Raw genomic sequence first — 15,057 nt, forward strand, 5'->3', positions numbered from 1 at the left:
TTTTGATTGCGACTTTTGTGCCGGGGTCCGCTATTGTCTGGCGGCCCAGATCGTATCGCCCGGGTTGAATCGGGGGTTCGATTTCGGGAACAACAAGGGCATGTCCTGCGTTGACCGAGCGCGATCAGGTACGGACCAGGAGTATCCGGCCAGGTCGGTGACCGGTGTACGTGTGGCGTACACCACGGGCGGGGCGGTGAACCCCGGCCGGATTCCTGCGGGAATCCGTTCCGGAACGAGCCGGTCCGGGATATACGGAGTAAGGACGAGGGGAAGACGACATGGCAACCGACTATGACGCACCGAGGCGTAGCGAAACCGACGAAGTGTCGGAGGACTCGCTCGAGGAGCTGAAGGCTCGTCGCAACGAGGCCGCGTCCGCCGTCGTGGATATCGACGAATCCGATACCGCGGAGTCGTTCGAGCTTCCCGGCGCGGATCTTTCGGAGGAGGTGCTCTCGGTTCGGGTCATCCCGAAGCAGGCCGATGAGTTCACCTGTTCCAGCTGCTTCCTGGTGCACCACCGCAGCCGGCTGGCCAATGAGGCCGGCGGGCAGCTGATTTGCATGGACTGCGCGGCCTGATCCTGGTCACACAGCCCTGAGCAGGAAATATCCGTCTGTCCGCGCTCGGTTCGCCGAGCGCGGCAAGGACGTTCTCGGGTTTTCACGGCACCGTTAAGCGGCGCTTTGCACACCCAATGCCTCGAGGATTCGTTCGGGCCCACAGGCGCAGCCTGGCCAACCAGGCTCGTTAAAGGCCGAGTGCTTCCATGATTCGTTCGGGCCCACAGGCGCAGCCTGGCCAACCAGGCTCGTTAAAGGCCGAGTGCTTCCATGATTCGTTCGGGCCGGCGCGTACTGACCAACCAGTACGGTGTCGGGTCGTCCGGGTCGTCGAGCACGAGTAGGAGCATCGGGCCGATCCAGGCGCGGTGCTGTACATAAGCGGCCGGATCGAGCTGTCGACCCAGGGCCGCGCTCTTCGCACTGGTCGGCACCCCCGCCGCGCGCGCCACGAAGGTGGCCGGGAGATGGGCGGTGTCGATTCGCAATTCGGGGGTTCCGTCCGCGTCACGCGCCACTTCGACGCGATGGCGCGACATCCAGAGCAGTACCCAGACGGGGATGGGGAACAGCAGCACGTACGGCAGCCACGCCCGGATACCCGGTGCGCCCATGTGGATTTCGGCTGCCAGCAGGCCGGTGACGGCCAGGCCGACGGGCCACCACCACAGCGGCACCCAGAGGCGCTCGGAGTAGAGGGGCGTGGTCTGCTGCTGAGGTTCCATGGTCACCTGAGGGGGCTGGTCGGACACGACATCAGACTAGGTCAATGGTCGCGGGGGTGAACGCGTAGGCTCGGCGCACGTGACCGGAATTCCTCCTATTCCCCTGCTGCGGCTCGATGCCGGCATGCCCGTACCCACGCGCGCTCATGAGGGCGATGCCGGGGTGGACCTGTGCACCACCGAGGACGTCATCATCGAACCGGGGGAGCGGGTGCTGGTCGGTACCGGCATCGCTATCGCGCTCCCGATCGGGACGGTCGGTCTGATCCATCCGAGATCGGGACTCGCCGCCAAGCACGGCCTCTCGGTCGTCAACACCCCCGGCACGGTCGATGCCGGGTACCGCGGTGAGATCAAGGTGTGCCTGATCAATCATGATCTGCGTACTCCCATCGAGCTCCGGCGCGGTGACCGTATCGCCCAGCTGCTGGTGCAGCGGGTCGAGTTGGTCGACTTCGCCGAGGTGCGCACGCTCGACGAAACCGAGCGGGGCGCAGGAGGATACGGATCGAGCGGTGGGCACGCCAGCCTGGTCGCACAGTCCGGCGGGGTGGATAGAGCAGCCGGTAAGGAGGCCTGACGATGTTCGGACGCAAGAAGAACAAGGGTGACGCGGACGACGCCCGGTACGACGACGAGTACACCGAGTACGACGAATACGGTGACGACGACGTCGAATACGAAGCCGAGGGGTACGACGAACCCGCGTACACCGCGGCGACGGATCCGGAGTTCGACACCGATTCGTTCCGGGTGCCCGAGCGTGGCTCCAAGGTCGGCCCGTACAACTACGAGGATGTCGTCGACCAGCTAGAGAACGTCGTCGAACAGCGCCTGGATCTGGGATCGGTCATCGTGCCGGTCCCGCCGGGCGGACAGCTTCAGGTCGAGATGACCCCGGACGGCACCCCGCAGGCGGTGCACCTGGCCACCGAGCACGGCCGCATCACCGTGGCCGCGTACGCCGCGCCCAAGTCGTCGGGTCAATGGCGTTCGGTCGCAGCCGATCTCGCCGAGACGCTGCGCAAGGACGGCGCGCAGGTGTCGGTGCAGAACGGCCCCTGGGGTCGTGAACTGCACGCGGTCACCGATGGCGCGGATCTGCGCTTCATCGGCGTGGACGGACACCGCTGGATGGTTCGCCTGGTCGCGGCCGGTCCCTCCGGCTCCGCCGCCGAGAGCACGCCGCTGGTGGCCGCGGCCCGCGCCATCATGAGCGAGACCATCGTGCGCCGTGGTGACGAGCCGCTGCCGGTGCGTGAGCCGCTGCCGGTGGTCCTACCCCAGGAGCTGGCGGATCAGCTCGCCGCCGCGCACCAGCAGCAGCTGGCCGCGCAGCAGCAGGCCGTGGCCGCACAGCTCGCCGCCCTCCAGGGCGGCCCCCAGCCCGGAGTCCCGCAGCAGGACACCGAACCGCGCCGCGGCGCGGAAGGTTCGGCCATGCAGCAGCTGGGCCTCCAATAGCCGGAACCCACAACGGCCTCCGCACACCTCGGAAGAACGAGGAGCGGAGGCCGTTTGCTGTGCTCACTCCGTCATCCCGGCGCGTTTTTGGCCGGGATCCACGGGGACTCGTAGGAGTGCTGGAAGGGGTTGGATCCCGGCCAAAAGCATGCCGGGATGACTGTGATGACGAAGGGAAGCTCTCAGGGGGTCGCAATGCGGCGAGGGACCAGAGTCCTGAAGCCGCGCTGGCCGAGAATGGCTGGGTCCGAGCCGAGTTCGTCGAGGGTGAGGTGGTGTAGCTCGCTGTCGGGGATGAGGTCGGCCCAGCGCTCGGCGACCCCGAAGGGGTGCACCGGATCGTCGATCGCGCCGACGAGGGATACCGGCACTGTGATGCTGCTCAACAATTCGGCTTCGGGCCAGCGGTAGGCGGCGGCCTCGTCGAGCGCCGAGGGCAGGTCCGGCCACTGCGAGCGCCACGAGCGGGTGAGCGCTTCGGCCAGCCACGCCGGGCTGGAGGCTCGCATACCTTCGATGACGGCGTCGATGCCGTCCGCGCGCAGGGCCGAGGCGGTGGCCGCCGCGCTCAGGGCCGCCGGGCAGCCGGTGGTGTCCGCGCCGGTCCAGGCGGGCAGCGCCGCGACCACGCCGTAGACCGAATCCGGGTGCCGGGCCGCCCATTCCACGGCGACCGCCGCACCGAGCGAGACGCCCGCGATGAGCACCGGTCCCGAGCGTGCCGCGGCGTCGAGTGCGGCGTGGTAGCTGTCGATCACTCGGCGCGGGTCCGGATCGACCGGATGAAATGGGATATCCAGTGCGGCACAGGCGGATCCGAAGGCCCGGCGGGCGAAATGGGCATCGGAACCGGTTCCGGGCAGGGCGACGGCGACCGCCGGATGTGGTAGATCGGGCACCGGCGAAGCGTACTGCGACGGGCGCGCGTGGCGGGTGCGGGCCGTCCCCTCTACAGTGGCGGTGTACATCCGCTGCCAAGGGGTAACCCCCGGGTAAGTGAAACGAACGAACGGCGTGCGACCCACGTCGTGTTGGCTCTACAGGAGAGCGTGCGAGATGCCATCCTCGGGTGGAAAGGACTTCCCTTCAGGCTATTTCCGGCGACTCAGCCGGCGCCTGACGGAGGATCTGGATCGTTTGGATGCCGAGGAACTCGCAGAGACCTCCGAAGCGTCGGGTGCGTGTCACGCATCGGAGTGTCGCCGTGGCGAAGAGGTCACCATGCTGGGTCGGCTGCGCAGTGTCGAGGCGTGTCCGAAGTCGGGCGGCGCCGAGGTCGAGGCCGAGTTCTTCGACGGCACCGACAGTGTGAACCTGGTGTTCATCGGCCGGCGGCGCATCCCGGGTATCGAGCCGGGGCGTCGTATCCTGGTCCGCGGCCGGGTCGGCGAGCGTGACGGCGGCAAGGTCATTTTCAACCCCTACTACGAACTTCGCGGGAACTCCTGACACCTATGCCGATACCTGCCAGCAGCAATGACGAGGGCCGCGCGCCCGCCGGTGACCCTCGCGAGCTGGAGGACGTCTTCACGGACGAGCTCACCGCGCGTGAGGCCGAACTCGCCGGGGCCGTGACCGAGCAGTACGTGGTCCAGCATCCGCACGGCCTGCGCGAGGAGTTGGAGGAGCTGCACGAGGAAGAGGTCGAGCAGACCCTCCTGGAACAGCTCGGCGGCTTCAGCGGCCTGATCTACTCCTCGCTGCCGGTGCTGGTGTTCGTACCGGTGAATTCGCTGCGCGGGCTCACCACCGCCATCTGGGCGGCCCTGGGTGTGGCCACCGCGATTCTGATCTGGCGATTGGTGCGGCGCGGTCCCATCCAGCCGGCCATCTCCGGCTTCCTGGGTGTGGGTGTCTGCGCGTTCATCGCCTATCGCATGGGTGAGGCCAAGGGCTTCTTCCTGTTCGGCATCTACGCCAGCCTGGTGTACTCGGGCGCGTTCCTGGTGTCGCTGGTGGTGCGCTGGCCCCTGGCGGGTGTCATCTGGGGTGTGTTGAACGGCCATGGCACGGAATGGCGTTCGGATCGCCGGGCCATGCGCCTCTACGATCTGGCGACCGTGGTGTGGGCGGTGGTGTTCGGCGCCCGCTATCTGGTGCAGAACCATCTCTACGACTCCAACAGCACCGGTCTGCTGGCCGTCGCGCGCCTGGCCATGGGCTGGCCGTTGACGGCAGTGGCGCTGGTGGTCACCGTGTGGGCTGTTCGCAAGGCCGGGCATCTGCCGGTCTCCACTGCGAAGACCGCGAAGACCGCCGCACCGGCCGAATCCGCGGACTCCGCGCGTAATTGAGCTCTACCAGCGCCTTATCGCGCTGACCGCCCGTAGCGCAACACCTTCGGGCGGATCTGGCACGTAAAGGGGGTGGCCACCCCACCCCTGGGGTGCCTATTTCGACGGCTCCGATCATCGCAGGATCGTTATGAACGATACGGCGAAAGGATCGACGGAGTTGAACACCGACGGCAAGGCAGTGGCACCGCAGGACCGTGGCGAGGGGCTCGGGACCGTAGTGCGGACGACGGCCGCCGCGCGCAGGCATTCGGCGGGGCGGGGAACCAAGACCAACAGCGCGGCCACATCGGAATCCCGGCGTGCCGCAGCGGAACTGGAGAAGTTGATCGGACCGGCCGCCGCGGGCGACCGGGCGGCGGTCACCGAGATCCTCAAGATCGTGTACCCGCTGGTGCGGCGCTACTGCGCGGCGCGAATGGGCGGCGCGGGTCATCTACATGTGACGGCCGATGATGTGGCACAGGAGATCTGCATGGCCACCGTGCAGGCCATTCCGCGCTACCGCGATCAGGGCAAGTCGTTCCTGGCGTTCGTGTACGGCATCTCGGCCAACAAGGTCGCCGACGCGTTCCGGCGGGCGCAGCTGCATCCGGCGTATCCGGTGGCGGAGTTCCCGGATGAGCCGATGAACGAGGCCGGTCCGGAGGAGCGGGCGATGCAGTCCGAAACCCGGGCCGCCACACGGGAACTCATGAAGGTGCTGGCCCCGACCCATCGCGAGGTGCTGGTCATGCGCATCGTGCTGGGCTGGACCGCGGCGCAGACCGCGGAGGCCATCGGCACCAGTCCGGGCGTGGTGCGGGTTATGCAGCATCGCGCGCTGAACAAGCTGCGCGCCGAACTCCGGGCGGCGTCGTAGACCGTGACGGCACCCGGAGAGCGATATCAGGCGGTTGCGCCGACCGGGGTGCCGAAACCGTTGACGCCGAGGGCTTTCCGAAGATCGTCCTCGGCCTCCACGGAGGTGACGAACAGCAGTTCGTCCTCGCCTTCGAGCGGGTCGTCGCCCTGCGGCACGATGACCCGGCCGCCGCGCAGAATGGTGACCAGCGCGGCATCGCGCGGCAGCTTCAGCGTGCGAACGGCCTTGCCCGCCAACGGCGTATCGGTGGGCAGGGTGATCTCCACCAGATTGGCCTGGCCCTGACGCAGCGTCATGAGCCGCACCAGATCACCCACCGAGACGGCCTCCTCGACCAGTGAGGCCAGCAGTCGCGGTGTCGAGACGGCCACGTCCACACCCCACGACGAATCGAAGAGCCATTCATTGCGCGGATCGTTCACCCGCGCGACCACTCGCCCCACCCCGAACTCGGTCTTGGCGAGCAGTGCGAACACCAGATTCACCTTGTCGTCGCCGGTGGCGGCGATGACCACGTCATAGGATTCCAGCCCGGCCTCTTCGAGCGTCTCCAGCTCGCAGGCATCGGCGTGGGTCCAGACCGCGGTGGGCGCGGCGGTCGGATCGATGTGATCGAGGCGGCGCTCCAGCAGCATGACCTGATGTCCGCCGCGCAATAGCTCCTGGGCGATGGATCGGCCGACGGCCCCCGCGCCCGCAATGGCTACCTTCATGACTAATCCTCGCTCGCGGGTGGGTTACCGGCCAGGGCGACGGCCTCACCGACACTGCCCGAGGTGGCGGCGATGTATACCATGTCGTCGGCCTGCAGCATCGTCTTGGCGTTGGGCAGCATGCCCTGTCCGAAGCGGATGAGGAAGGCCACGCGCGCGCCGGTGGCGCTCTCCAGGGATTGCACGGTGCGGCCGTACCACTCCTCGTGCAGCGGGATCTCGGTCACCGCGACGGTGCCGGTGGGATCTCGCCAGGTGGTGGTGGATTGATCGGCGACCAGGGTGCGCAGGAACCGGTCGGTGGTCCAGGGCACGGTGGCGATGGTCGGAATGCCGAGGCGCTCGTAGACGGCGGCGCGTTTGGCATCGTAGATGCGGGCGACCACGCGCTCGATCCCGAAGGTTTCGCGGGCCACGCGCGCGGAGATGATGTTGGAGTTGTCGCCGGAGGAGACGGCCGCGAAGGCGCCCGCCCGTTCGATGCCCGCGCGGGTCAGTACATCCCGGTCGAATCCGACTCCGGTAATGCACAATCCGGGGAAATCGCGGCCGAGGCGCAGGAAGGCGCTCGAATTCTGGTCGATCACCGCGACCTCGTGGCCGATGCGGACCAGGGCGCGTGCGAGTGAGGATCCCACTCGCCCACACCCCATGATCACTACGTACACCGTGCGAACCCCATTCCCGAAAACCGTGGTGTGCGGTCTGGTTCCCTCTTGTCAAGAACCACAGTGGAGGGCAACCGTACCGCTCGAGTTTTTCCCGAGGCACTTTCCCCCTCGGGTCGGTATTCAAACCGGAACCGGAAAAAGCTCACACTGCGAAGTGGACGAGGGTCGCAGTGTTCACGCGCAACAGTACGGTCCGCGACCGCGCTCCGCCGCGCCGTGGACGCGACCGGCCCCGCACTCCCTTATGCTCACCAAAGTGTCGAAGTTGACGACGGCCGCCAAACGCATGCTGGTTGGCCGCCCATTCCGTAGCGATTCCCTGGGGCATACCCTGCTGCCCAAACGAATCGCGCTCCCGGTCTTCGCCTCCGATGCTTTGTCATCGGTGGCATACGCGCCGGAGGAGATCTTCCTGGTGCTGTCCGTGGCCGGGCTGTCGGCCTACACCTATGCGCCGTGGGTGGGTTTGGCGGTCGCGCTGGTAATGGCTGTCGTGGTCGCCAGCTACCGGCAGAATGTGCACGCCTATCCGTCCGGTGGCGGTGATTACGAGGTCGCGACGACGAACATCGGGCCAAATGCCGGTCTGACCGTCGGTAGCGCGCTGCTGGTGGACTACGTACTGACCGTCGCGGTGTCGATCTCCTCGGCAGCGTCGAATATCGGGTCGGCGGTGCCGTTCGTCTCGACGCACAAGGTGCTGTTCGCGGTCGCCGCGATTGTGATTTTGACTGCTGTCAATCTGCGCGGTGTGCGCGAGTCGGGGACGGCATTCGCGATTCCGACGTACGCCTTCATGATCGGCATGTTCATCATGCTCATCTGGGGATTCACTCGAATCGGGATTCTGGGCCAGCAGGTGCACGCCGAGTCCTACGGGTTCGGGTTGAAGGCCGAGGACGAGCATCTGTTCGGATTGGCTTTCGTCTTCCTCATCGCGCGTGCCTTCTCCTCCGGCTGTGCGGCGCTGACCGGTGTGGAGGCCATCAGCAATGGTGTGCCCGCCTTCCGGAAGCCCAAGTCCCGCAATGCCGCGACCACCCTGCTGTTGCTCGGCGGTATCGCGGTGACACTGTTCATGGGCATGATCGTGCTCACTCAGCAGGTGGGTGTGGTCTACGCGCAGAACAGCGCCGACCTCGTGGGCGCGCCATCCGGGTATGAGCAGAAGACCTTGATCGCGCAGCTGGCGAACGCGGTGTTCCACGGGTTCCCGCCGGGGTTCTACTTCATCACCATCGTCACCGCGCTGATCCTGGTGCTGGCGGCCAATACCGCCTTCAACGGATTCCCGGTGCTCGGCTCGATCTTGGCGCAGGACCGCTTCCTGCCGCGACAGTTGCACACTCGTGGTGACCGGCTGGCGTTCAGCAACGGCATCATCTTCCTGGCCGGCGGGGCGGTCGCCTTCGTGGTGCTCTTCGGGGCCGAGGTGACCCACCTGATCCAGCTGTACATCGTGGGTGTGTTCGTCTCCTTCGTGCTCAGTCAGACCGGCATGCTGCGGCACTGGACCCGGTTGTTGCGCAGTGAGACCGATCCGGCGCAGCGGGCGCGGATGAAACGCTCGCGGGTCATCAACGCCATCGGTCTCACCATGACCGCCACCGTGTTGGTGATCGTGCTGATCACCAAATTCCTGGCGGGCGCGTGGATCGCGATCGTCACCATGGCTGCGATTTTCGGCTTGATGAAACTCATTCGGCGGCACTACGACACGGTGTCGCGTGAACTCGACGAGACCGAATGGGACGGTGTGCTGCCGAGCCGGACCCACTCCATCGTGCTGGTCTCCAAACTTCATCTGCCCACCAAACGGGCCATCGCGTACGCGCGGGCCACCAGGCCCGACACAATCGAGGCGATCACCGTCAATGTCGATGAACCCGATACCCGCGCGCTGGTACGGGAGTGGGAGCGCAGCGATATCTCGGTGCCGCTCAAGGTGATCGAATCGCCGTACCGTGAGATCACCAAGCCGGTGATGGATTACGTGAAGCGGGTGCGCAAGGATTCCCCGCGCGATGTGGTGACCGTATTCATCCCCGAATACGTGGTGGGCCACTGGTGGGAACAGTTGCTGCACAACCAGAGTGCGTTGCGTCTCAAGGGCCGGTTGCTGTTCGAGCCCGGCGTCATGGTGACCTCGGTGCCGTGGCAGCTCACCTCCTCGGCCAAGGCGCGCGCCGGACGTGAGGTCAGTGCCCCCGGTTCGGTGCGGCGCGGATACGGAGACGACCTGTGAGCAGCGGCGAGGATTGGCGCGGTGCGGTTTTCGAGGTTCGCCTCGGCCCGCCCGGACACGGCGGATTCTGTGTGGCCCGGCATGAGGGGCGCGTGCTGTTCGTGCGGCACGGTCTGCCCGGTGAGCTGGTGCGCGCCCGGGTGACCGAGGATCGCGGCGGATCATTCTGCCGCGCGGACGCCATCGAGATTCTGGAGGCGTCGGACGACCGCGTCGACCCGACCTGCCCGGTCTCCGGACCCGGCGGCGCGGGCTGCTGCGACTTCTCCCATGCCAGCCCCGAGGGTCAGCGCGCGCTGAAGGCGGCTGTCGTCGCCGAACAGCTGCGCCGACTCGCCGACTGGGAGACCGACTTCGAGGTCGAGGTCATCGCGGCTCCGACGTACGGCGCGGCCGCCCCGGTACGCGGCGCAGCCGACCCCGGGTACGGCGCCGCAGCGGAGGGCGAGCTCGCGCGGACCGGGGGCAGGCCCGCCGCGCTCGGCGGTGTGCGCGGCATCGCGGCCGGCCGGGTTCGCGAGTTCACCGGCGGTGTTGTGAAAGAGGTTGTGCCGCAGTCTTATACGGCGGGCTGGCGATCTCGGGTGCGCCTGGTCGTTGATGCGGACGGCCGAGCCGGGGTGCACCGTTACCGCAGCACCGATGTGATCGCGGATCTGCGCTGTCCGCAGCCGATGGCCGGGGCCATGGAGGGCATCGCCGATCGCAAGTGGACTCCCGGCGCGGATCTCGTCGTGGCCGTGGATGGTGACGGTATGCGCCACCTGATCGAGTTGGCTCCGGTCGAGTCCGAGCGCGGAGATCGCACCGCGCGCGGTGCGAACGGCAGAGGTGAACGGAATCGTGCTGGCCGCCAGGGTGGCGGCCGAGGCGGCGATCGCAGCAGCGCCGCCGCTCGTCGTGCCGCCGCGGCGGGTCCGCGCGCCGAGCGACTGATCGACGGCAGCGGCCGGGCCGTGCAGTACGTCTCGGGTCGTCGCTTCGAACTCTCGGCCACCGGTTTCTGGCAGCCGCATTACGGTGCCGCGCAATGCTATTCGGATGTGGTGCGGGAGTGGGCCGACGCCGCCACCGGCGCGCTGGCCTGGGATCTCTACAGCGGTGTCGGTGTCTTCGCCGCCGGACTGGGCGAGCGGGTCGGCCAGACCGGCGCGGTGCACGGCGTCGAGTTCGCGCGCTCCGCCGTCACCGAAGGTAAAGCGGCGCTGCGGGATCTGCCGTGGGTGGAGCTGAGGGCCGAGCGGGTCGAACGCTGGATTGTCGAACAGCCCGATACCGCACCGGATGTGGTGGTCCTGGATCCGCCGCGCGCGGGTGCCGGTAAAGAGGTGATCGCCGCCCTGGGTGCGCGCGGCCCCCGCCGCATCGTCCATATCGGTTGTGATCCAGCGGCTTTCGCCCGCGATCTGGGCCTGTACCGCACCGCCGGTTACCACCCGTCTGCCCTGCGGGTATTCGATGCCTTCCCCGGTACGCACCATGTGGAATGCGTCGCGCTGCTGGAGCGCTGAGCCGGATCGTATTGCGGCGGAACCTCTCTCCGTCTGCCCGTGGGAAGCGGGCCGTGCTGCACGGCGCGCGGGGCGTCCGCCAAGATAGCCGTCATGACTACGCTGTCCGATCCGACCCTCGCGGCGGTGGTGGAACTGATCTACGGCGATCAAGCCAAGTTCTACTCCCTCGAGGGGCTGCTCCTGAGCGTCGACCTCAAACACCCCGAGTACACGGTCGAGATGTGGGTCAACAGCGACAGCTACTGGGGGCGTCTGGTCACCCCCGTCTACGGCGCCCGGATGGCGGCGCTGGCCGGTAATGCCGACGCCGATCAGGCGCTGCTGAATCTGGTCGAGGTCACCACTCGGAAGTTCCTGCGCGGGGAATCCACCGAGCGCGAACAACTTCCGCCGTGGCTGGCCCCCCTGCGCGCGTCGCTGCTGGTCGACGGCTATCAGCTACGCCTCGAAAAGGTAAGCGGCACAGCGGCGGGGTCCGCCCCACGCTGCCGTCTGAGACCTACGCACCGGCTCCCGGTCGCCCTGGCGGAACAGCTGGCCCTGATCGAGACCGAACTCGAATTACGCAGCCAGCAAACCCCTTTGGATCACCTACAGCAGGCCACCCGCGCCTATGCCCGCCGCGATTACGCCACCTGCGAAGAACATCTCAGCGCCGCCCTGGACCACCTCACCGCCTATGCCGCGGGCACCCAGGACCTGGACAGCGCCAAGAACGTCCGCCACCTGATCGATACGGGTCGCCTCTCGGTCCGCGAAGGCACCCGCCTACTCCGCGACCTCCGCCTCCTCACCTCCCCGAACCCGCACCCCCACCGCACCCGGGCCGACGCCACCCGCTTCCGCGTCCAGCTCACCGCGACCCGCGCGGCGACCCTGCTTTCGCAGATCGAGTTCTGAGAGCCACCGCCGCCCGGCCGGGAAGAGCCGGATCGGCACCGACACCACCACCCACACCAGCACGAACGGGGCCAGCAGATCCTGCAGCACCGCCGGCATCAGCACCGCGACACAGGCCGTGACCACGCAGCCGAGCAGCACGACCAGTGGCCACGCATGCACCTGCCACGCCTGATACGCCACGAACGCGGCAAGACTCCCGATCAGGAGAGCGCCGATATTCCGGATGAATTCCCGCGTCTCCCGTTGCCTCGCGCTCACCTCGCCAGAGTACTGCTCCGCACCGAATCTGCATCGGCCACAGCATTTTCCGCCAGCACGGCCGCTGTAAATCCGGTCGGTGCGACCCCGGCCGTTCACGCAGCCCGGAGGGCCTCAGCCCAATTGCCAGGTGACCTTGATCGTGGCGTTGAGTTCGCTTTCGCCGAGTTCGACGGGAATCGGTGGGGCACCGCCCATATCGCTCTTGGCGGCGGCGAAGGCTATGCGGGGCATAGGGATTGACGGGCCGGAGGTGTCTTCGGTGATCTCCAGCACCGGGCCCAGCCTGCGGCCCGCGCGGCGCGCGTACTGTTCGGCTTTGTCTAGGGCGTGATCCCAGGCGGCATCGCGGGCCCGGGTGAGCATGGACTCGGGATCGCTGACGGTGAGGGTCAATCCGCCCAGGCGCACATCGTCACCGCCCGCGTCGACCGCATGCGCGATGATCGCGGCGGGACCGCTGTTGGCGTCGCTCTTCTCGGGTGCGGCGATATCGCGCAGGGTCACCGTCAGCGAGGTGCTCGCCACATATCCGATGACCTGCTCCCGATTGGCCTCGGTCCACACGGTGTCCGTGCGCACCGACAGTCCGCTGGTCGAGATGTCCCGGCCCGGCACGCTATCGCCGCGCAGTGACTCGGCGAGCGCGGTGGTGCGCTCCCCGGCGGCCGCGTACGCGAGCGCGACGGTATCGGCCCTGGTCTCGATCGACATCGTCACCCGCATGAGATCCGGTGTGCCGGTGGCACTTCCGGAGCCGTAGATCGTAATGCTGCCGGTGTCGATTCCGGTGCTGGTCACGGCGTCCTCCTGGTTGGCTGGCAAGACGATCCCGATGCTACCCACGGCCGCGTTTGCCCTGGTCGCGGCGCGCTGGTCATACCCCGCCGTGTGCGGCCAGTGCCCGCACGGCCGCATCGGCCTGAGCGTAGGCGGCGGTGGCGAGGCGTTCCAGGAGTGCGAGTTTCACCTCGGGGGCCTGGCGGGTGAGCTCATCGAATTTGTCGGGCGGCAGCACGGCCAAGCGGACGGTGTTCTCGGCGTAGATGTCATTGCTGAACAGCACTCCGGTGAGCAGCGAGATTTCACCGAAGGACATGCCGGGGGAGAGCGAGATGAGCCGATGCCGCCGCCCGTCGCGATCCTCGAAGCTGACGCGCACGCGCCCGTCGAGAATCAGGAACAGTCCGGCGCGCGGGCTGTCGCGGGCCACGATGCGCTCCCCGCGTGCGACGGTCCGGATCTCGAATTCCTTGGCCAGGCGCTGTCTTTCCGCATCGGGCAGATCCGCCAGCGCCGGATGCTGTTCGATGCGCAATGCCGCCGAGGGGGTGCAGTCCTCCGGTCGATACTTGTCGATGATGAGTTGTTCGCACCATTCGGTGGCGCTGTCGCGGTCGGCGAATACTCGTCCGCGCGGGTCGGCCGGATCCAGGCTGGACTCCATATGCCCGAGTTTGGCCTCCGGATCGACCAGTGCCACACGGCATCCGGCGGCGGCGAGTTCGCCCTGCAGATCGTCGAGCATGCGGACCGCGATCTCACTCACATCGGCGATTTCGCGCAGATCCAGTACGAGCGCCTCGAGTTCACCGGCGGCCGAGGCCGCCTCCACCGCCCGCACGGTGGATTCCGCGCCCGCGAACAGCAGATCGCCGTGCAGCTCGAATATCTGTGCGCGCTCACCCCATTCGCGCAGCACCGCCAGTTCATCGGCATCGCGCCGCAGCCGCGAGGGCGCCTCGGCGACGGTGTAGGCGGTGCGAATAGCGGTGTGCGCGGCCCGTGTCACATGCAGGAAGTGCAGCCCGAGGCGATGTGACAGCTCCCGGCACGCCTTGACCCCGCGCACACTGCTGCCGTGCGCGTCCAATCGCGGTGAGTAGACGGCGATTCCGATCTGCCCCGGTAGTACGGCCAGAATTCCGCCGCCCACACCGCTTTTGGCGGGCAGTCCGACCGTGGTCACCCAATCTCCGGCCGCGTCGTACATACCGCAGGTGGTCATGACGCTGAGTACCTGTTCGACCAGTGGCCGAGACAATGCCCGTTCGCGCGTCAAAGGGTTGACGCCGTTATTGGCGAGGGTCGCCGCCATCACCGCCAGATCACGGCAGGTCACATCGACCGAGCATTGCCGAAAGTACCGGTCGACCGCTTCATCGGGATCACCGTCGATGATTCCGGCGCCGCGCAGTAGATATCCGATGGCCCGATTTCGGAATCCGGTGCGCGCTTCGGAGGCGTATACGGCCTCATTGAGTCGAAGCTCACGCCCGGCGAATCGGCTGTAGCTGCGTTGTATCCGAGCGAACCGGTCGCCCGCGTCACGACCCTCCACGAGTGCGGCGGCGGCGATGGCTCCGGCATTGATCATCGGATTGCGCGGCCGCTGTGTCTTGGGGTCCAGACTGATTTCGTTGAACGGTTCCCCGGTGGGCTCCACGTCGATGCGCTCCGCGACCGCGGCGGGCCCGCGATCGGCCAATGCCAGTGCGTAGGTGAAGGGTTTGGAGATCGACTGAATTGTGAAGCAGGTGTCCAGATCTCCGCTGCCGTATATCCGGCCGTCGGCCGTAGCCAGGCAGATGCCGAATGAATCCGGTTGTACCGCCGCGAGTTCCGGTATGTAGTCGGCAAGCTCACCGGAGGTATCCGAACGGCACAATTCGTACACTTCGTGGATGATGTTCGCCACCACGCCGTGCGACACGCGAGCTGGGCCGTTGGTGGCCGGAATTGGGGGGACCACGCGGCCACTGTATCCGGGTAATGTGTGTGGAGCCTCACATTCATTGCGGATGTCGCAGGTGGCGTTCAGTTCCTGGCGTCGGGGGCC

15 protein-coding genes are annotated in these 15,057 nt (G+C 67.2%); 9 read left to right on the forward strand and 6 right to left on the reverse strand.

Annotation, left to right across the window (positions count from 1 at the left end; genetic code table 11):
- The first annotated feature begins 281 nt into the window (after nt 1-281).
- Nucleotides 282-584 carry a DUF4193 domain-containing protein gene (locus tag OHB26_RS24225; RefSeq protein ID WP_067566805.1) on the forward strand — a complete coding sequence of 101 codons (303 nt, stop codon included), beginning with the start codon at nt 282-284 and terminating at the stop codon, nt 582-584.
- 233 nt (nt 585-817) lie between these two features.
- Here OHB26_RS24225 and OHB26_RS24230 read toward each other — a convergent pair whose 3' ends face one another.
- On the reverse strand, nt 818-1,291 hold the full coding sequence (locus OHB26_RS24230; protein WP_330185767.1) for a DUF3093 domain-containing protein: 474 nt from the start codon (nt 1,289-1,291) through the stop codon (nt 818-820).
- Nucleotides 1,292-1,370: 79 nt separating this feature from the next.
- Here OHB26_RS24230 and dut point away from each other — a divergent pair, with 79 nt between their 5' ends.
- Together dut and OHB26_RS24240 are read left to right on the forward strand one after the other, a co-directional pair.
- Nucleotides 1,371-1,871: a dUTP diphosphatase gene (gene dut / locus OHB26_RS24235; protein ID WP_330179551.1), complete on the forward strand. Its 501-nt coding sequence runs from the start codon at nt 1,371-1,373 to the stop codon at nt 1,869-1,871.
- Nucleotides 1,872-1,873: 2 nt separating this feature from the next.
- Complete coding sequence (locus OHB26_RS24240) at nt 1,874-2,755, forward strand: DUF3710 domain-containing protein (protein WP_330179552.1); 882 nt, start codon at nt 1,874-1,876, stop codon at nt 2,753-2,755.
- Nucleotides 2,756-2,937: 182 nt separating this feature from the next.
- Here the strand turns inward: OHB26_RS24240 and OHB26_RS24245 are convergent, their stop codons facing one another.
- Nucleotides 2,938-3,654, reverse strand: coding sequence for an alpha/beta fold hydrolase (locus OHB26_RS24245; RefSeq protein ID WP_330179553.1), 717 nt, complete (start codon nt 3,652-3,654; stop codon nt 2,938-2,940).
- Nucleotides 3,655-3,811: 157 nt separating this feature from the next.
- Between OHB26_RS24245 and OHB26_RS24250 the strand changes: the two genes are divergently transcribed.
- The 3 genes from OHB26_RS24250 to OHB26_RS24260 all read left to right on the forward strand — a co-directional run bounded on the left by OHB26_RS24250 (nt 3,812) and on the right by OHB26_RS24260 (nt 5,911).
- Nucleotides 3,812-4,204 carry an OB-fold nucleic acid binding domain-containing protein gene (locus OHB26_RS24250; RefSeq protein ID WP_067566813.1) on the forward strand — a complete coding sequence of 131 codons (393 nt, stop codon included), beginning with the start codon at nt 3,812-3,814 and terminating at the stop codon, nt 4,202-4,204.
- Between the two features lie 5 nt (nt 4,205-4,209).
- Nucleotides 4,210-5,049, forward strand: coding sequence for a DUF3159 domain-containing protein (locus OHB26_RS24255; RefSeq protein WP_330179554.1), 840 nt, complete (start codon nt 4,210-4,212; stop codon nt 5,047-5,049).
- 220 nt (nt 5,050-5,269) lie between these two features.
- Nucleotides 5,270-5,911: a sigma-70 family RNA polymerase sigma factor gene (locus tag OHB26_RS24260; RefSeq protein ID WP_330185768.1), complete on the forward strand. Its 642-nt coding sequence runs from the start codon at nt 5,270-5,272 to the stop codon at nt 5,909-5,911.
- A gap of 26 nt (nt 5,912-5,937) precedes the next feature.
- Here the strand turns inward: OHB26_RS24260 and OHB26_RS24265 are convergent, their stop codons facing one another.
- Together OHB26_RS24265 and OHB26_RS24270 are read right to left on the reverse strand one after the other, a co-directional pair.
- Nucleotides 5,938-6,627, reverse strand: a complete 690-nt coding sequence (locus tag OHB26_RS24265) for a potassium channel family protein (protein WP_330179555.1) — start codon at nt 6,625-6,627, stop codon at nt 5,938-5,940.
- 2 nt (nt 6,628-6,629) lie between these two features.
- Complete coding sequence (locus OHB26_RS24270; RefSeq protein ID WP_330179556.1) at nt 6,630-7,295, reverse strand: potassium channel family protein; 666 nt, start codon at nt 7,293-7,295, stop codon at nt 6,630-6,632.
- Between the two features lie 259 nt (nt 7,296-7,554).
- Here OHB26_RS24270 and OHB26_RS24275 point away from each other — a divergent pair, with 259 nt between their 5' ends.
- From OHB26_RS24275 to OHB26_RS24285, 3 genes are all read left to right on the forward strand, one after another.
- Entirely contained in the window at nt 7,555-9,543 is a 1,989-nt protein-coding gene (locus OHB26_RS24275; RefSeq protein ID WP_330179557.1) for an APC family permease, read from the forward strand.
- Entirely contained in the window at nt 9,540-11,054 is a 1,515-nt protein-coding gene (locus tag OHB26_RS24280) for a class I SAM-dependent RNA methyltransferase (RefSeq protein ID WP_330179558.1), read from the forward strand. Before OHB26_RS24275 ends, OHB26_RS24280 begins: the two co-directional genes overlap by 4 nt.
- Nucleotides 11,055-11,147: 93 nt before the next feature.
- Nucleotides 11,148-11,957: a hypothetical protein gene (locus OHB26_RS24285; RefSeq protein ID WP_330179559.1), complete on the forward strand. Its 810-nt coding sequence runs from the start codon at nt 11,148-11,150 to the stop codon at nt 11,955-11,957.
- Nucleotides 11,958-12,332: 375 nt separating this feature from the next.
- Here the strand turns inward: OHB26_RS24285 and OHB26_RS24290 are convergent, their stop codons facing one another.
- Nucleotides 12,333-13,019: an SIMPL domain-containing protein gene (locus OHB26_RS24290; protein ID WP_330179560.1), complete on the reverse strand. Its 687-nt coding sequence runs from the start codon at nt 13,017-13,019 to the stop codon at nt 12,333-12,335.
- Between the two features lie 76 nt (nt 13,020-13,095).
- Nucleotides 13,096-14,970, reverse strand: a complete 1,875-nt coding sequence (gene glsA, locus OHB26_RS24295) for a glutaminase A (protein WP_330179561.1) — start codon at nt 14,968-14,970, stop codon at nt 13,096-13,098.
- Between the last annotated feature and the right edge of the window lie 87 nt (nt 14,971-15,057).

This window comes from Nocardia sp. NBC_01503 (genome assembly GCF_036327755.1).
Lineage (GTDB): Bacteria > Actinomycetota > Actinomycetes > Mycobacteriales > Mycobacteriaceae > Nocardia.